This is a genomic window from Gordonia sp. C13 (assembly GCF_023218005.1).
Taxonomy (GTDB): Bacteria; Actinomycetota; Actinomycetes; order Mycobacteriales; family Mycobacteriaceae; genus Gordonia; species Gordonia namibiensis.
In genome coordinates this window covers 1-16033 of the sequence record NZ_JALPSY010000014.1, presented here as the reverse complement: position 1 = coordinate 16033, position 16033 = coordinate 1, and the positions used below count along the sequence as shown (strand labels likewise).

Sequence of the window (16033 nt, the reverse complement as noted above, 5' to 3'; positions counted from 1 at the left end):
TTATGTGCTGCGTTGGTTCAGCGGTTGGTCGGTGAGCCGGCCGGACGGCTGGAGGAACGGCGTCCGCCCTGTGCGCGTCCACCGGCACGATGCTGGTCGCCGGTGCGGGGCTGACCCGCCGAGCGACCCTGCCCTGCCGAACGCGACTGACCCGCCGAACGGGATTGGCCGGCCGAGCGACCGTCGGTGGAACGCTGCCCACCGGAGCCCGACTCTCCGCCCTGACCGCGTGCGCCGCCACGGCTCTCCCCGCGAGCGGCACCGTTGCCACGTCCTTCACCGCGAGCGCGGCCCGGGCGTCCGCCGCCACGACGACCACCTTGCGAACGGCCACCCTGCGAGCGACCGCCCTGCGAACCACCGCGCTGACCGCCACGAGCGGCCTCGGCGGCCGCACGCTCGGCAGCGGAGACGCGGGGTGCGCGCTCGCCGACGAGCTCGTCGACGGCGTCGGCCTTGGCATCGACCTGCTTCGGGGTGACCTTGATCTTGGCCTTCCGCAGCAGCTGCGAGACCTCACGGCGCTGCTCGGGCAGGCACACGGTGACGACGTCACCGGAGCTGCCGGCACGCGCGGTGCGGCCCGAGCGGTGCAGGTATGCCTTGTGCTCGGCGGGCGGATCGACGTGGACGACCAGCTCGATGCCGTCGACGTGCACACCGCGGGCGGCGACGTCGGTGGCCACGAGGACGCGGACGTCTCCCTCACCGAAAGCGGCGAGGTTGCGGTCGCGCTGCGCCTGGCTGAGGTTGCCGTGCAGGTCGACTGCCGGGATGCCCTGTTCGGTCAGCTTCTTCGCGAGCTTCTTGGCCTGATGCTTGGTGCGCATGAACAGGATTCGGCGACCGGTTCCCGAAGCGAGTTCGGCGACCAGATCGGCCTTGCCTGCCGAGGAGACCTCGAAGACGTGGTGGGTCATGGCGGCCACCGGGGACTCGGCCGAGTCGACCGAGTGCAGGACCGGGTTGTCGAGGAAGCGCTTGGCCAGCTTGTCGACGCCGTTGTCGAGCGTCGCCGAGAACAGCAGGCGCTGACCGTCGGACGGGGTGGCGGCGAGGAGCTTGGTGACGACCGGGAGGAACCCGAGGTCGGCCATGTGGTCGGCCTCGTCGATGACGGTGACCTCGACCTCGTCGAGCTTCACGATGCCCTGGCGCATCAGGTCTTCCAGGCGTCCCGGGCAGGCGACGACGATGTCGACACCACGGCGGAAGGCCTGTTCCTGCCGCATCTGCTTGACGCCACCGAAGACGGTGGTGACGGTGAGGCCGACGGCGGCCGCGAGCGGCTCGACGACAGCTGCGATCTGGGTGGCCAGCTCGCGGGTCGGAGCCAGGATCAGGCCGGTGGGGGCACCGACGTAGCGCTTGACCTCCATCTCGGCGAGTTCGGCGACCAGCGGGATGGAGAAGGCGAGGGTCTTGCCCGAGCCGGTCTTGCCGCGGCCGAGGACGTCCTTGCCGTCAAGGGTGTCGGGCAGGGTGTCGGCCTGGATCGGGAAGGCGTTGGCCTTGCCCTGCGATGCCAGGACCTCGACCAATTTGCTTGGCACACCGAGAGATTCGAAGGAAACCTGGGGCGCGGCGGTGCCGGCGGGAATGGTCTCGACGATCTGGGTTGCAGTGGCCGAGGGGGTCTCGAGGACAGCAGTCATTGTGTGAGCGGAGCTCTTCCTGTGCGTGGCACGCGAGCAGGGCGGCAGATCTCTGCCGAAGGTCGGTGCCGATGGCGAACACGCGGGTACGCGGGCTCGTTCGCCGTATGAAGTCAATGGCAGGCGGTGGACATCTGAAGTGTCCTACCTCGGCGGCCACCTTCAGTGGGCCCCGACCTGCGAGAGAGGCGTTCTACGACGCGGAGATGCATCCATCAAGGTGCATCACTGCGATCGACACTACGCGCCGGTAGCGAAAGAAGCGAATTGTTGTGACGGAGGTCGCGACCCGGGACGTCCCGCTAGAACGCCTCACTCAGCATGACCGCGACCGTGCCGGGTTCCACTGCGTCGAAGACGTGCTCGACATCGCCGGGGTAACAGATGTAGTCACCGGGGCCGAGGATCTCGGCGGCGTCGCTGGGTCCGAGACGGGCGCGACCTGCACTGATGACGACATGTTCGAGGACCCCGCGCGCATGCGGCGCGGACACCCGCGGCTTGCCGGGCTCTGCCCGGATGACGTACATGTCGCGGCGGGAACCGGGTGCGGCGGTCGACAGCAGCGTCGCCGAATAGTCAGCATCGGCGGCCGGGATCACCGGCCCCTCCCCGTATCTGATCACCTCGACGGTCGGCGCCGGCGAGTCCAGTAACGCCGAGAACTGCACGCCGAGGGCCGTCGAGAGCGCCCACAACGTCTCCACGCTGGGGTTTCCCTCCCCCGACTCGAGCTGGGACAGCGTCGACTTACCGATCCCCGCTCGTCGGGCCAGCTCGGTGAGCGATAGTCCGGCGCGGTTCCGTTCGCGCTTCAGCGACGCGGCGACCAGCTCTTTCGGGTTCGCCTGCCCAGCATTGTTCATTGGACCGTCCGATCGTCCATCTTGACGAACACTCGTCGTGTGTTCACTATGATAGTCATGCGTTCGGCATGGAGAACACTCGATTCGGCGACCCTGCGCGCCGTGATCGTGATGTGCCTGTCGGTACTCGTGATCGGCGCGTCGTACGGCGTCGCGGCCCACAGCGCGGGGCTGGCCCTGTGGCAGATCGTGCTGATCGCGACCGTCGTGCTCGCCGGGTCGTCGGAGTTCGTCTTCGTCGGGGTGCTCGCCGCCGGTGGCGTACCCGTCGTCGCAGCCCTCGCCGGACTTCTGGTCAACACGAGGAACTTCGGTTACGGACTCGCGGTGGGCAAGCACTTACGCGGACTCCCGGAGATCCTCTTCGGTGCGCACCTGATCAACGACGAGACGGCGGCGATGACCACCGCGGAATCCGAGCCGCGTCGTGCGCGCGCCGCATTTCTGCTGTGCGGCTTGGGAATCCTCATCTGCTGGCCGGCCGGCGCCGGACTGGGCGCCCTGCTCGGCAGCAGCGTCGCGAGCCCTGAGATCCTCGGGCTCGACGCCGCGTTCCCCGCTCTGCTCGCCGCACTTGCCATTCCGGCGCTGAGAACGCGCGCGACCTGGGCAGCGGTCGCCGGCGGCGGTGCCATCGCGTTGGCGTCGACACCATTTCTACCGGCCGGGTTGCCGATTCTCTGCGCGCTGGCGGGTTTCGCCGCTGTCGAAGTCGTTCGGAGCCTTCTGCCACGTCGGGCCCCTGCCCCAGCCCATACTCTCGTCGACAGCGAGGTACCCCGATGACCTTCGGACTACCCCTCGGCATCGGAATCGCCGTTCTCGCCGTCGGCACCTACGTGATCCGGCTGGCCGGACCGTTGCTCCGCAACCGCCTGTCCGTGTCGGCGAATGCGGAGAAGCTGATGGACCGCGCCACCGTGGTACTGCTGGTCGCAGTGGCCCTGACCGGCGCATTCTTCGTCGACCACGACTTCGCCGGATGGGCACGACCGGCAGGGGTCGCCGTCGGCATCCTCGCGGCGATCTTTCGCGCCCCGATCGCGGTCGTGGTCATCCTCGCCGCGGCGACCGCCGCCGGCCTACGCGCGCTCGGCATCGCCTGACCACCTGCAAACCCACCCTTATTCGGCAGAATCACCACCCGTCGGGGTGCTGAGTTTGCCGAAAAGGGGTGGGTTTGCGGAACCCTCAGCGGACGGTGGCGGGCTCGGCGCAGCTGTCGGGGACGGCGACCAGCGAGCACGGCAGCGGCAGTCGCGTCGGTCGATATCCGGCGGATACTCCCCCGGCTCGGGTGATCTCCCGGTACGCGGCGACGGCGTCGGTGGGTCGTCGTGTGAGCGTCGGGTCCCGTTGCGCGTCGACGGTGAACAGACCGAAGCGGGAGTCGAAGTCGCCCCACTCGTAGTTGTCGGTGAGACTCCAGTAGTTGTACGACGTCACGTCGATGCCGTCCTGCCTGGCGCGCTGGAGCCAGTACACGGTGTCGCGCAGGTGGTCTGCACGCCGGTAGCCGTCCGGGCGTCGACCGTCCGGGCCGGTGGCCAACCCGTTCTCGATGACGCGGATCGGCTTGCCCGGGAACTGTCGCGCGACGTGCCGGAGCACGTAGTAGATGCTCTCCGGGGCTTGCGAGCTCTTCCAGAAATCGCCGAGGGCCCCGTAGGCGACCGAGGCATCGGTGACCGAGAACGAGTAGTAGTGGTCGACGCCGACGAAGTCGAGGGTGTCGCTCATCCGTTGCGGGAAGATCGATTCCAGCCACGGTTGCAGACCCACGACCGGGTAGTACGCGAAGTTCGACGACACCTGTGCACCCGGTTGCACCCGGTGGATGTGCCGGTAGACGGCTCGATGAGCCGCGACGATGCCGTCGGCCATCCGGCCCATGTTCTGCGGTGCGAGCCCGCCGTACTGGGCTTCGCGCCGAACGTATTCGGTCGGCTCGTTGAAGGTGATCCACAGCGGGCCGGCCCAGGTATACCGATCGACGACCCGCGCGGCGAAGGCCACCATGTCGTCGGCCATGCCAGGCCGGTTCCAGCCACCGAGATCCACCGCCCACCCGGGATGCACCCAGTGATTGAGGGTGATCATGGGCCGCATCCCGGCATCGACGACCTTGCGGACGACGCGGTCGTAGAACGCCCATCCCGCCGGATCATCCTGACCGCGTACCGGCTCGACGCGAGACCACTCCACCGACGTGCGGTAGATGCCCACGCCCAGCGACGCCGCGCGGTCGATGTCCTCGGCGTAGCGGTGGTAGAAGTCGACGGCGTTGCCGACGGGCTGATCGACCTTGCCCTGCCTGCCGTATCGCAGCCAGTTCGAGTCGCGGTTGTATCCCTCCGACTGGAAACCGGATTGGGCGACGCCGAACTCGAAGTCGGGTCCGAGCAGCGGAACCGCGGCGCGCGCAGGCGAAGTGACCCCGACGAGCAAGACTCCCGCCAGCACCGTGACCACGAGGTGGAGAGCCGTCGTGCGTCGAACTCTGCGCACGACACTCAGAACGGGCTACCGGTGAACGGCGCGACGCGTTCACAGGGGACGCGTCGCGGGTGTTCCGGGTCGAGCGCGTTCAACACGAAGGTCGCTGTGCGTCGCGACCCCGCCATACCCGCATGCTCGGTGTAGTCGACCGAACATCCGTCCTGCACAACGATGTTGCGGACATTCTTGCCGCCCGGAGGCAGTCCGTACCAATACGGGACGACGAGTTCGTCGTAGCGGGTGGCGATGTTGGTGTACTGGATGCCCGGCTCGTAGTAACCGCCGTCCGCGACCTTGCGCAGGAACGCTGCACCGGGGTCGAGGTCGAAACACGCCTGGCACAACGGGACCTGCGCGGGTCGCACGCCGAGTCCCCGGACGAACGGGCCGATGGCGTCGGCAGCGGCGACGGTCGTTCCACGCCAGACCGGAGCCAGCGAGACGTACTTGTCGACGTGGTCCTTACCACCGAGGTACTTGACGTAGTAGGCCGGGACCACGGTCCCCTGCGAGTGCCCGATGATGTCGACCTTCGACGCACCGGTCGTGCGACGCACCTTCGTGACGAAATCGCCCAGCTCGTGCGCGCTCTCGGACATGAGGCCCATCCCGCCGATCGCGCTGATCGGCCACGGCGCTCCCTTGATCGCACCGTACGTCGTCGAGAAGACGCAGTACCCCTCGTTCTTCAGCAGCGGGACATACGTTCCCCAGTTGGTCTGCTGCGATCCCCCGGTTCCGTGCACGAGGATGACCGGGTTGGGGTGACGGGGCGACGGCTTGCAATTCCAGTCGTTCGCCCCGGGCAATGAGCCGCCCGGGTTGGTGAGTTCTCCGGGGATACCGGAGAGGAAGTTGTAGGTGACAGGTAGGTCGGCCCGCGCGGGTGCGGCGGTGGCGACGAGCACTCCGGCCAACGCCGCCACGACCAGCCCCAACAGCAGCTTCGAGGTCCTCATGGCTGGAAGCTAACAAACCGGTCTGCACCGGGTGGGGCGTTTGCCGCAGACCGATGCAGGCGCTCAGCTCTTGGGCGAAGCCAGCGACCGCGCGGCCAGCTCCAGAATCCGTTCGCCCCGACGGAATTCGAGCGAATGCAGCTGACTGTCCGGGGCGACGGTGTTGCTGGCCTGACGGAGCAGGATCGCGGCCAACGACGACGCGGTCCGCGGCGGGATGACCAGTAGCGTCACGTCGACTCCGCCGGCGGTCAAGGTGATCAACGGCGGTGTCATGGGTGAGTCCGGGGAGTCCAGGCCCGGGATACGACGAAAGCTGGTCCAGTTGACATCCATGCCGGTGACGTCGCCGATCTGCGATCGAGCCGCTGCGAGAAGACCGGGCAACTCGTCGGCGAGGTGGAGCGTGTACGGGTACCAGGCACCGCCGATCGGAGCCGACGGATCGACGCCGAACCGCACGCGGGGCGGCCCCAGGAGCGGCGGGGCGCTCATCGACGGACCGCTTCGACGGTAGCGATACTGCGGATCTCGGAGGTCACATTCCCACCTGACGTGTTCATCAGACGGAGAGTGGAGGTGTCTACTGTCTGACACCGGAGAGGCCGACAGCAGCCTGTCGGGTGTTCGAACCGGATGACTCAACATTACCCCGGTGGCGTCTCGGAGGATCGTCCGGCGCGGTCCTTCGGGCCGGTCATCCGGCTCGTAACCGACACGAATCGATCCGTGGGCAGACCGAGAACGAGTTCGAGGGCCCCGGCGCGATGCCGGAGCCCTCGATCTGTGGTGGAGCTAAGGGGAATCGAACCCCTGACCTACTCGATGCGAACGAGTCGCGCTACCAACTGCGCCATAGCCCCGGACGGTCGTCATGCGACCAACCGGGAGCCACTTTAGCAGCCCCACCGCGGTGGATCCCAAACGCCCGGACTCATGGCTAGGCTGGGCCGGTGCCTCGGATGTCTGATCAGCAATTGGCCGGTGTTCTCAGCAACGTCGTGGGGGTGATCAACCCCGTTCTCGACGTGCTCGCCGAACGCGACCCGCTCGGCCTCAAGGGTCATACCTTCCATGACCACGACCACCCCGATTCCCGCATCGAGCAGGCCCAGCACGCGGCCGCGAAGCTCCTCGACGTCACCGACTGGCCCGGCACCAAGGGCTGGAGCGAGCGGTCGCTGCACAAGCGTGCGAGCTGGTGGGTGACCCGCATCGGAACCCTCAACACCACCGCGGTCGCCTTCCCCGGGGTCTTCGGCATCTGGGCGAAGCGCCTGCCGATCACGCCGTACCTGGGGTTCGCCAACCAGGCGATGGTGCTCGTCGCGATCGCCCGCGAGTACGAGGTCACCGACCGTGGCAGTCAGGTCGCGCTGCTGGCGTCGGTCCTGTGCGGACGGGAGATCTCCACACCTGATGTGTCATCGGAATCCGGTGCTCCCCTGCCCAGCGAACCGGAGGAACGCAAGAAGTCGTTGCTCGGCGGGATCTGGGATGCCGCGAAGCTGCTGCGTGCCGTCGACGACGAGTTCGAGAAGCGGCCGCAGCCGATGGTCCTGTTCCGCATGCTCGGGTACATCCCGGTCATCGGCGCGCCGGCAACCTACCTCGGTGAGCGGTTCGCCCTCTCGACGGCCGCCAGACGCGGTCAGGCATGGCTGGACAAGCACGGGAAGACGTCACTGACCACGGGACGCTGAAGCGGGGTTTCGATACGGCTCGTCGCAAGCTCCTCGCCTACTCAACCGGCGACGGGGACCGCCCCGCACGAGCTCCTCGCCTACTCAACCAGCGACGGGAACTGCCCCGCACGAGCTCCTCGCCTACTCAACCGGCGACGGGGACCGCCCCGCACGAGCTCCTCGCCTACTCAACCGGCGACGGGGACCGCCCCGCGCGAGCTCCTCGCCTACTCAACCGGCTGAATTCCGTTGGCCGAGTAGCGCCGACCGAGCGGAGCGAGGACGCCGCGTATCGAGGTCAGCCGACCCGGCGGTACTCCAGGTCCTCGCGGTCCATGCGGCGACGCTGGAACGGCGGCAGATGGTCGAACACGGGGTCCTCGTCATCGATCTCGAGAACCACTGCGCCACCGGGGCGCCGGAGGCGCGGGGGCGGCGGGGCGGCGGCGAACTCGGGCACTGCGGCGGCGCGTCGACGACGCTCCTCCTCGGCACGCTGCGCACGCTTGGCGCGGGCGAGTCGCTGAGCCCGGATCTGCTGCTCGACCTTCACCGCCCGGCGAAGGTACGCGAGGTAGCCGACCAGCATCAGTCCGACGACACCCGTCGCGACCCAGCCGGCCATCCCGATAAGGAAGCCCGACACCAGCGACAGGACGAACAACACGAACAGACCCAGCGTGACCCGCTGACGCTCGCGGTACTTCAGCTCGCGTTCCTTCTCCGACGAGTAGACGCTGCGTCGAACCCGCTCGGACTGAGGCTTACGCTCGGCCGGCCGTTCGTCCTCGAGTTCGTCGACGACCGACTGCGGTTCGGCCTCGGTGTGCCGGGACGCGCGGGCGTAGTCGTCGTATTCGTCCTCGTCGAGGTCGTCGGTCGTGTCCTCGTACTCGGAGTCTTCGTCGTACTCGGCCTCTTCGTACTCGGCTTCGTCGTCGTACTCGGCGGCTTCCGAATCATCTTCGTACTCGGCCTCTTCGGAGTCCTCGTACTCGGAATCCTCGGAACCCTCTACCTCGGATTCCTCGGTGTCGGTGTCCTCGGCCTCGTCGACCAGGTCGTCATCGGTCTCGGCGGTTTCGTCGTCCTCGACATCGTCGGTCTCGTCGGCGACGTCCTCGAGATCGGTGTCCTCGGCGTCGGCGTCATCCGTGGCCTCGACGCTCGGCTTCTCCGCCTCGACATCGACGACGCGCTGGACCTTCGTCGTGGCGTCGGTGTCCTCGGTTTCGGTCTCGGTGTCGTCCTCGACCTCGTCGACGACAGCGGTCGCGGTCGCCTTCCGGGAGGACTTCCGCGACGGGTCGTGCGGGTGGCGGGCCGACGAGCGGCGTCGCGCGGTCGACGGTGCCGTCGCGCGGGAACCGCCGCGGTGCAGCAATCGCGTCTTCTTCGCGGCCTCGGTCGATTTGAGGATCTGGGGACGACCCTTGATCACCATCGGGACCAGCACGAAGAGCCAGACCGCGACGAGACAAACCCACAGTACGGAGTTGGGCATGCGACTCTCCCTTCATTCACTCTGGTCACACGAGGCCACTCCACAATCTAGGGCCCGAAAGTCCCAGTTCCGCGCAGACGCGCCGGAGCGCGAACATGTCGGCGCGGATTCACATGTCGCTCTCAGTCACTCGGCACGGAATCGCGCATCCACTGCGACGCGGATCTCGATGTCATCGGCCCGCAGTTCGAGGCTCGGCGACGGCGCCGATCCCGGGATGGCTGCACTCATAACCCGCCCGCGCGGCGTGGGGGCATGGTCGACCATGCCCGGGTCGGACAGGAGAGTCGGTTTCACCGGCCCACGTCCCACAGCGTCAGAGTAGGCCTGCGCCTTGGCGATTGCGTCCTCGACCGCCTCCCTACGCAGATCGCGTTCGTGTGCGCGGCGACTGGTCTCGTGGACGTCCCAGCGAACGTTTTCGACCGCCACCCCCTCTTCCCCGGACCAGGTGTCGATGAACTCCGACAGCTTCTCGAAGTCCACGAACTCGGCATCGAGGCGAATGCGGGTGTTGTACACCGGGTCCCGCGGCTCTCCGTCCCGCGAGTAGGCCCGGGACGAGTACACCCGTACCGATTCGGCGGTCCACCGGGTCACCGCACCGGTCGACTCGAGTTCGGCGAGAGCACCGGTCATCCGCGAATGAAGTGCCACCGCAGCCTCGTACACGGCGGCCTTCACGGGACCTTCCAGATGGACGGCGAGATCGATCACGCCGCGTTCCGGGGCGTATCGACGGCGTGCGTTACCGCGAACCACGATTTCGAGATCAGTCATGCGGCGAGCATATTCGGCGGCACCGACGAAACCGGGCAGCGTCAAGGGTTTCGGGCTGGGCCCGCGACGCGTCAGCGGAAGGACGCCCGACCCGAACGGACCAGCGCCTCGGCCGCCGACCCGACGACCTCCTCGGCCGTCAAGGCGAACAGCATGTGGTCGCGCCAGCGCTTGTTGACGTCCATGTACCGGACCAGCAGGCCTTCCTGCCGAAAACCGATGTTCTTCAACACCTTCTGGGAGGCCTCGTTGGCCGGCTGCACCGTCGCATCGAGCCGGTGCAGTCCGACCGGGCCGAAGCAGTGGTCGACGCCGAGCGCGACGGCCGCCGTCGCGATGCCCTGCCCGGCGTGCGCATTGTCGACCCAGTAGCCGATCCACGCGCTGCGCACGGCTCCGCGCTGGATGTTGCCGACCGTCAGCTGGCCCACGTACTGGTCGTCGAGCTCGATCACGAACGGCAGGATGGTGCCGCGTTTGGCCTCCGACTTCAACACCGCGGAGAGCGGCGGCCAGGAGGCGGGCTGATGGCGGTCCGCCCAACTCCCGACGCCGGTGGGTTCCCACGGCAACAGCGAGTTCTGGTTACGGATGCGCAGTTCGCTCCAGGTCTTGCCGTCGCGGACCTTCACCGGGCGCAACGTGACCGTCCCGGCCTTGGTGCGCAGCGGACCGAGGGTCGCCGGCCAACCCGGGCTGCCCCCGCTTCCGCTCAACCACCTGAACACGATGAGTCAGTTTAGGCGCATCAAGGGACTCGACGGGGTCAGCCGCGCTGGGCGAGGAAGGCGACCTCGACCTCGTCGCCGGTACTCATCTCCTCGACCTCGGGGTCGACCATGATCAGACAGTTCGCCTCGGCCAGTTCGGCCAGCAGGTGCGACGAGCCGGTCGGCGACGCGCCGAGCACCTGGACCAGGTAGTCCCCGGTCCGTTCGTCGCGCATGAGCTGCCCGCGGAGATACCCCTTGCGACCGCGCACCGACGCGATCGGCCCGATGGTGCGGGCCTTGATCACCCGGCGCATCGGCTGCCGCTTGCCCAGCGCGATGCGGATGAGAGGGCGCACCATCACCTCGAAGGTGACCAGAGCACTCACCGGGTTCGCCGGGAGCAGGAAGGTCGGGACCTCGTCGCGACCGAGGCGGCCGAAGCCCTGTACCGAGCCGGGATGCATGGCGACGCGGACGATCTCGAGTTCGCCGAGGTCGGCGAGGGCGTCGGCGATGGCCTTCGACGCGCTGCCGCCGACCGCGCCGCAGATCACCACGATCTCGGATCGGATGAGCTGCGCCTCGACGACCTCACGCATCCGGGAGGCGTCACGTTCGGCGATGCCGACCCGGTTGACGTCGGCGCCGGCGTCGCGCGCCGCGGCTGCCAGCGCATAGCTGTTGACGTCGTAGATCTGTCCCGGTCCGGGAGTGCGATCGATGTCGACGAGTTCGCTGCCGACCGAGATCACCGACAGACGCGGACGCGGGTGCACCATCACACGTGACTGTCCGACCGCGGCCAGCAGACCCACCTGGGCGGGACCGATGATCGCGCCGGCCCGGACCGCGACGTCACCGGGCTGCACGTCGTCGCCGACCCGGCGGACGTAGTTGCCGCTCTCGACACCGTGACCGATCTTGACCTTCTGGTCACCGCCGTCGGTCCAGCGCAGCGGCACGACCGCGTCGGCGAGCGTCGGCATCGGCGCGCCGGTCTCCACGCGGACGGCCTGACGCGGTTGCAGCCGGGTCGGGGTGCGCGACCCCGGGCCCACCTCCCCGACCACCGGCAGCGACACGATCATGGGCTCGCCCGCCTCGAGGTCGACGAGTTCGGCACCGTTCGGATCGAACTCCTCGAGATCCTCCGGGGCGAGGACGCCGGCCAGGGCCACATCGACCGCACGCACCGCGTAACCGTCGATGGCGGCCTGGTCGAAGCCCGGCATCGGATGCTCGGTGACCACTTCCTCCGCGCACATCAGACCCTGCGCCTCGGAGATCGCGACACGCACCGGCCGCGGCGCCACCGCGGCGGCGGTCACGAGCGTCAGATGATCTTCGACCGACCGCATCTCACCGCACTTCCCGCACTGCTCGAAACACCCGCACTGCTCGATACACCACAGACAAACGGTATCGGGCCCACGCGCCGGAACGACCGAGGCGCGCGGGAGCCCCGACGATCAGCTCTCGGCGAGCCGCTTCTCGAGCCACTCCCGCAGATCAGGGCCGTAATCGTCGCGATCGAGCGCGAAATCGACGGCGGCCTTGAGGTAGCCGCCCGGGTTGCCCAGGTCGTGGCGGGTGCCGCGATGCACGACGACGTGCACGGGCTCGCCCTCCTCGATGAGCAGCGCGATGGCGTCGGTGAGCTGCAGTTCGCCGCCTGCGCCCGGCTTGATCCGACGCAGCGCGTCGAAGATCTTGCGGTCGAGGATGTAGCGGCCGGCCGCGGCCAGATTCGACGGCGCGTCCTGCGGCTCCGGCTTCTCGACCATGCCTTTGAGCTTCATGACGTTGGGGTTGTTGGCGTCGGGCAGCGGCTCGACGTCGAAGACACCGTAGGCGCTGATGCGGTCCTCGGGGACCTCGATCGCACACAGGACCGAACCGCCACGGCGCTGCCGCGTGCGAGCCATGACTTCCAGCACGCCACCGGGCAGCACCAGGTCGTCGGGCAGCAGGACGGCGATCGCGTCCTCGTCGTCGTCGAGGCGATCCTCGACGCATCCGACGGCATGGCCGAGGCCGAGGGGCTTCTCCTGGACGACCGACGCGACCTCGAGCAGGTTCGGCGCCTTGCGGACCTTGGCCAGCATCGCCTCCTTGCCGCGCTTGGCGAGGGTGTTCTCGAGGACGAGGTCCTTCACGAAGTGCGCGACGACGCCGTCCTTACCGGGCGAGGTGACGATCAGCAGCCGGTCCGCGCCGGCCGACTTGGCCTCCTCGGCGACCAGTTCGATGCCGGGGGTGTCGACCACCGGCAGCAGCTCCTTGGGCACCGTTTTGGTGGCGGGTAGGAAGCGCGTCCCCAGGCCGGCGGCCGGGACCACCGCGGTGCGCGGGATCGGCGGGGTGTTGGGTACCGATTCGTACTCACTGAAGCCATCTTTGGACGCAGTCATGGAACCACCCTAGGACAGGTGTCCCCGAGCGGCCGGACAGGCAGGAGTGACTCAGACCTCACCCGCACCGGGGTCGAGGTCCGATACAGTTCGGGCGTCGCCGAGCCACCCACGGCATGAAGGACGGTCGCGTCGTGCGAACCCTGAAGGACCAGCGGCGAGAGGAAGCCGCGAAGCGTCGGTCGACCATGTCGGCGGCCGCGCGCGAGCGGGCTGCCGAAGACCTCGCGGAGTGGATACACACCTGCCCGTTCCGGCTCGAGTACGACGTCACGGTCGCCGCCTACGTGCCGGTCGGCGACGAGCCGGGTTCGACGGCGATGCTCGACGCGCTCCTGGACCGTGGCGTGACCGTGTTGCTGCCGGTTGTCCCCGACGGCGACCCCGCGCCACTGGATTGGGCACGCTATACCGGCCCCGCTTCTCTCGCCCCGGGGCGATGGGGACTGCTGGAGCCGACCCACGACCGTCTCGGTGTTTCCGCAATCCGCGCAGCGTCGGTGATCCTGATCCCCGCCCTGTCGGTCGACAAGACCGGGGTCCGTCTCGGCCGCGGCGCCGGGTATTACGACCGCACCCTCGTCGGACTGTCCGCGGAACTCGTGGCCGTGGTCTACGACGAGGAGCTCGTCGACTCTCTCCCCGCCGGCGATCATGACGTCGCCGTCGGCTGGGTGCTCACCCCCGGCGGCGGATTCCAGGAACTGGGCTGATCGAAGACAGGTTCTGAGACAACAAAACCTGGGCGGGTCGCCTCCGGTGAATACCGGAGGCGATCCCGCCCAGGTTCTGCTGTGAAGTTGTGCGCGACCCGTCAGGCGGGCGTGGCGGCCTTGCTGTCGCTCTTGGTGGTGCTGCTTGAGCTCGACGACGACGAATCCGACGAGGACGAGGAGCTGCTCGACGACGAGCTGTCCGAGGACGAGGACGACGCGGTGTCCGAGGAGGTCGAACCCGACCGCGAGTCCGTGCGGTAGAAACCGCTCCCCTTGAACACGATGCCGACCGAGTTGAACAGCTTGCGCAGGCGACCGGTGCACTGCGGGCATTCGGTCAACGAGTCGTCGGAGAACGACTGGACGATGTCGAACTTGTTGTCGCACTCCGTGCAGGCATACGAGTAGGTGGGCACCTGAACCTCCGAAAGTCAGTAAACGCTGACAAGTGTAACTGATTTTGGCACTCCTACATTCCGAGTGCTAACGCCGGGTCCGTTGAGCGTCTCACCGCCCCTCGTTGTCGACCCCTCGGCGAGAAAGTTCGCGCGTCTTCGTGCAAGGTGATTTCCGCACCTGCATCACACGCCGACTGTTCACCTGACAAACTACCGCTTGTCTTTCTGACGGACGCGGCCTGAGCGGTCGACCGACAGACCCACCTTCGCTGGAGTGAGATGACCGACTTCCTCAATGACCTCAACAGCCTGATCTGGAGCAATCCACTGATCTACCTGTGCCTCGGCTCAGGCGTGTACTTCTCCATACGGTCACGCTTCATGCAGATCAGGCAGATCCCGGAGATGATCCGCGTGATGATTCGCGGTGAGAGCTCGCCGGACGGGGTGTCGTCGTTCCAGGCCCTGATGATCTCGTTGGCCGGCCGCGTCGGTACCGGCAACATCGCCGGCGTCGCCACTGCCATCGCGTTCGGCGGTCCCGGCGCTCTGTTCTGGATGTGGGCGATGGCCTTCCTCGGTGCGTCGACCTCCTTCGTGGAGTGCACGCTCGGCCAGATCTACAAGACCCGTGACCGCCTCACCGGCGAATACCGCGGCGGCCCGGCTTACTACTTCAGCCAGGCCTTCGCGCACACCAAGGCCGCCCCGTTCTTCAAGATCTACGGACTGCTGTTCGCCGCGGTCACCGTGCTCGCCTGCGGCCTGCTGATGCCGAGCGTGCAGTCGAACTCGATGGCCGTCGCGATGAGCCAGGCCTGGGGCATCGCCGACTGGGCGGTCGCCATCGGCATCGTGATCATCCTCGCGTTCGTCATCATCGGCGGCGTCAAGCGGATCGCGACCTTCGCGTCGATCGTCGTGCCGTTCATGGCGGTCTTCTACATCCTGTTCGCCGTGGTCGTCGTCTTCACCAACGCCTCGCAGATCCCCGACGTGCTGCGACTGATCTTCGCGAGCGCATTCGGCGCCGACGCGGTGTTCGGTTCGATCATCGGCGCGGCGATCATGTGGGGCGTCAAGCGCGGCATCTACTCGAACGAGGCCGGCCAGGGCACCGGACCGCACGCGGCTGCCGCTGCCGAGGTCTCCCACCCCGCCAAGCAGGGATTCGTCCAGGCCTTCGCCGTCTACATCGACACGCTGTTCGTGTGCTCGGCCACCGGCTTCCTCATCATCTCGACCGGCGCGTACCGGGTCTTCGAGGGTGAGAGCGCCGACGGCGCGGTCCTGGGCGACGGCGGACTACTCCCCGACGTCGTCGACGTCGGACCGACCTACGTGCAGGTCGGCTTCGACAGCATGTGGAGCGGCGCGGGGTCGACCTTCGTCGCGATCTCGCTGGCCTTCTTCTGCCTGACCACGATCATCGCCTACTACTACATGGCGGAGACCAACCTCCGATTCCTGCTCGGCAAGGCCGCGACCGTCTACATCCACCCGCTGCGCAGCACCGTCGGCTCCAACCTGACGATGCTCCTGCAGGCCCTGATCCTGTTCTCCGTCGCCTACGGCGCGGTGTCGACGGCGAAGGACGCGTGGACCCTCGGCGACATCGGCGTCGGCCTGATGGCGTGGCTGAACATCCTCGGCATCCTGGTCCTACAGCAACCCGCGTTCAAGGCGCTGCGCGACTACGAGCGACAGAAGAAGCAGGGCAAGGACCCGATCTTCGATCCGATTGCTCTCGGCATCGTCGGCGCGACCTTCTGGGAGACCTACGAGCACAAGGATCGCTTCCGCGAAGAGAAGCCGATCTCGAGCGCCGAGGGTGCCGGCCCCGACGT

Annotated in this window: 16 protein-coding genes and 1 tRNA gene; 5 read left to right on the top strand and 12 right to left on the bottom strand. The window is 67.6% G+C overall.

Going from position 1 to position 16033, the window contains the following annotated elements; genetic code table 11:
• Nucleotides 1-17: 17 nt before the first annotated feature.
• Complete coding sequence (locus tag M1L58_RS12810) at nucleotides 18-1655, bottom strand: DEAD/DEAH box helicase (protein WP_248659165.1); 1638 nt, start codon at nucleotides 1653-1655, stop codon at nucleotides 18-20.
• 302 nt (nucleotides 1656-1957) lie between these two features.
• Nucleotides 1958-2521, bottom strand: a complete 564-nt coding sequence (locus M1L58_RS12805; protein WP_248659164.1) for a helix-turn-helix domain-containing protein — start codon at nucleotides 2519-2521, stop codon at nucleotides 1958-1960.
• Nucleotides 2522-2578: 57 nt separating this feature from the next.
• Here M1L58_RS12805 and M1L58_RS12800 point away from each other — a divergent pair, with 57 nt between their 5' ends.
• Nucleotides 2579-3307, top strand: coding sequence for an AzlC family ABC transporter permease (locus M1L58_RS12800; protein ID WP_248659163.1), 729 nt, complete (start codon nucleotides 2579-2581; stop codon nucleotides 3305-3307).
• On the top strand, nucleotides 3304-3627 hold the full coding sequence (locus M1L58_RS12795; protein WP_248659162.1) for an AzlD domain-containing protein: 324 nt from the start codon (nucleotides 3304-3306) through the stop codon (nucleotides 3625-3627). Before M1L58_RS12800 ends, M1L58_RS12795 begins: the two co-directional genes overlap by 4 nt.
• An 85-nt stretch (nucleotides 3628-3712) precedes the next feature.
• On the opposite strand, the gene M1L58_RS12790 is transcribed toward M1L58_RS12795, so the two are convergent.
• From M1L58_RS12790 to M1L58_RS12775, 4 genes are all read right to left on the bottom strand, one after another.
• Nucleotides 3713-4984: a family 1 glycosylhydrolase gene (locus tag M1L58_RS12790; protein ID WP_374112715.1), complete on the bottom strand. Its 1272-nt coding sequence runs from the start codon at nucleotides 4982-4984 to the stop codon at nucleotides 3713-3715.
• A 50-nt stretch (nucleotides 4985-5034) separates the two neighbouring features.
• The gene (locus M1L58_RS12785) at nucleotides 5035-5979 is read right to left on the bottom strand and encodes an esterase/lipase family protein (RefSeq protein ID WP_006867726.1); all 945 of its coding nucleotides are present in this window, start codon (nucleotides 5977-5979) and stop codon (nucleotides 5035-5037) included.
• A 63-nt stretch (nucleotides 5980-6042) separates the two neighbouring features.
• The gene (locus tag M1L58_RS12780) at nucleotides 6043-6474 is read right to left on the bottom strand and encodes a DUF5994 family protein (RefSeq protein ID WP_248659160.1); all 432 of its coding nucleotides are present in this window, start codon (nucleotides 6472-6474) and stop codon (nucleotides 6043-6045) included.
• A 292-nt stretch (nucleotides 6475-6766) separates the two neighbouring features.
• A tRNA-Ala gene (locus tag M1L58_RS12775) sits at nucleotides 6767-6842 on the bottom strand.
• A 90-nt stretch (nucleotides 6843-6932) separates the two neighbouring features.
• Between M1L58_RS12775 and M1L58_RS12770 the strand changes: the two genes are divergently transcribed.
• On the top strand, nucleotides 6933-7682 hold the full coding sequence (locus M1L58_RS12770) for a hypothetical protein (RefSeq protein WP_248659159.1): 750 nt from the start codon (nucleotides 6933-6935) through the stop codon (nucleotides 7680-7682).
• Between the two features lie 280 nt (nucleotides 7683-7962).
• On the opposite strand, the gene sepX is transcribed toward M1L58_RS12770, so the two are convergent.
• From sepX to M1L58_RS12745, 5 genes are all read right to left on the bottom strand, one after another.
• Entirely contained in the window at nucleotides 7963-9168 is a 1206-nt protein-coding gene (gene sepX / locus M1L58_RS12765; protein WP_248659158.1) for a divisome protein SepX/GlpR, read from the bottom strand.
• A gap of 126 nt (nucleotides 9169-9294) precedes the next feature.
• The gene (locus tag M1L58_RS12760; RefSeq protein WP_248659157.1) at nucleotides 9295-9948 is read right to left on the bottom strand and encodes an SIMPL domain-containing protein; all 654 of its coding nucleotides are present in this window, start codon (nucleotides 9946-9948) and stop codon (nucleotides 9295-9297) included.
• Nucleotides 9949-10019: 71 nt separating this feature from the next.
• Nucleotides 10020-10676, bottom strand: coding sequence for a GNAT family N-acetyltransferase (locus M1L58_RS12755; protein WP_248659156.1), 657 nt, complete (start codon nucleotides 10674-10676; stop codon nucleotides 10020-10022).
• A gap of 38 nt (nucleotides 10677-10714) precedes the next feature.
• Entirely contained in the window at nucleotides 10715-12019 is a 1305-nt protein-coding gene (glp, locus tag M1L58_RS12750; RefSeq protein WP_006867732.1) for a molybdotransferase-like divisome protein Glp, read from the bottom strand.
• 111 nt (nucleotides 12020-12130) lie between these two features.
• A complete protein-coding gene (locus M1L58_RS12745; protein WP_006867733.1) occupies nucleotides 12131-13072 on the bottom strand; it encodes a UTP--glucose-1-phosphate uridylyltransferase in 942 nt (313 codons plus the stop codon).
• A gap of 134 nt (nucleotides 13073-13206) precedes the next feature.
• On the opposite strand from M1L58_RS12745, the gene M1L58_RS12740 reads away from it, so the two are divergent.
• Nucleotides 13207-13785, top strand: a complete 579-nt coding sequence (locus M1L58_RS12740) for a 5-formyltetrahydrofolate cyclo-ligase (RefSeq protein WP_248659155.1) — start codon at nucleotides 13207-13209, stop codon at nucleotides 13783-13785.
• A gap of 101 nt (nucleotides 13786-13886) precedes the next feature.
• Here M1L58_RS12740 and M1L58_RS12735 read toward each other — a convergent pair whose 3' ends face one another.
• Entirely contained in the window at nucleotides 13887-14204 is a 318-nt protein-coding gene (locus tag M1L58_RS12735; RefSeq protein ID WP_083876432.1) for an FmdB family zinc ribbon protein, read from the bottom strand.
• Between the two features lie 261 nt (nucleotides 14205-14465).
• Here M1L58_RS12735 and M1L58_RS12730 point away from each other — a divergent pair.
• A partial coding sequence (locus M1L58_RS12730; RefSeq protein ID WP_248659154.1) for an alanine/glycine:cation symporter family protein occupies nucleotides 14466-16033 on the top strand: 1568 nt, incomplete at its 3' end.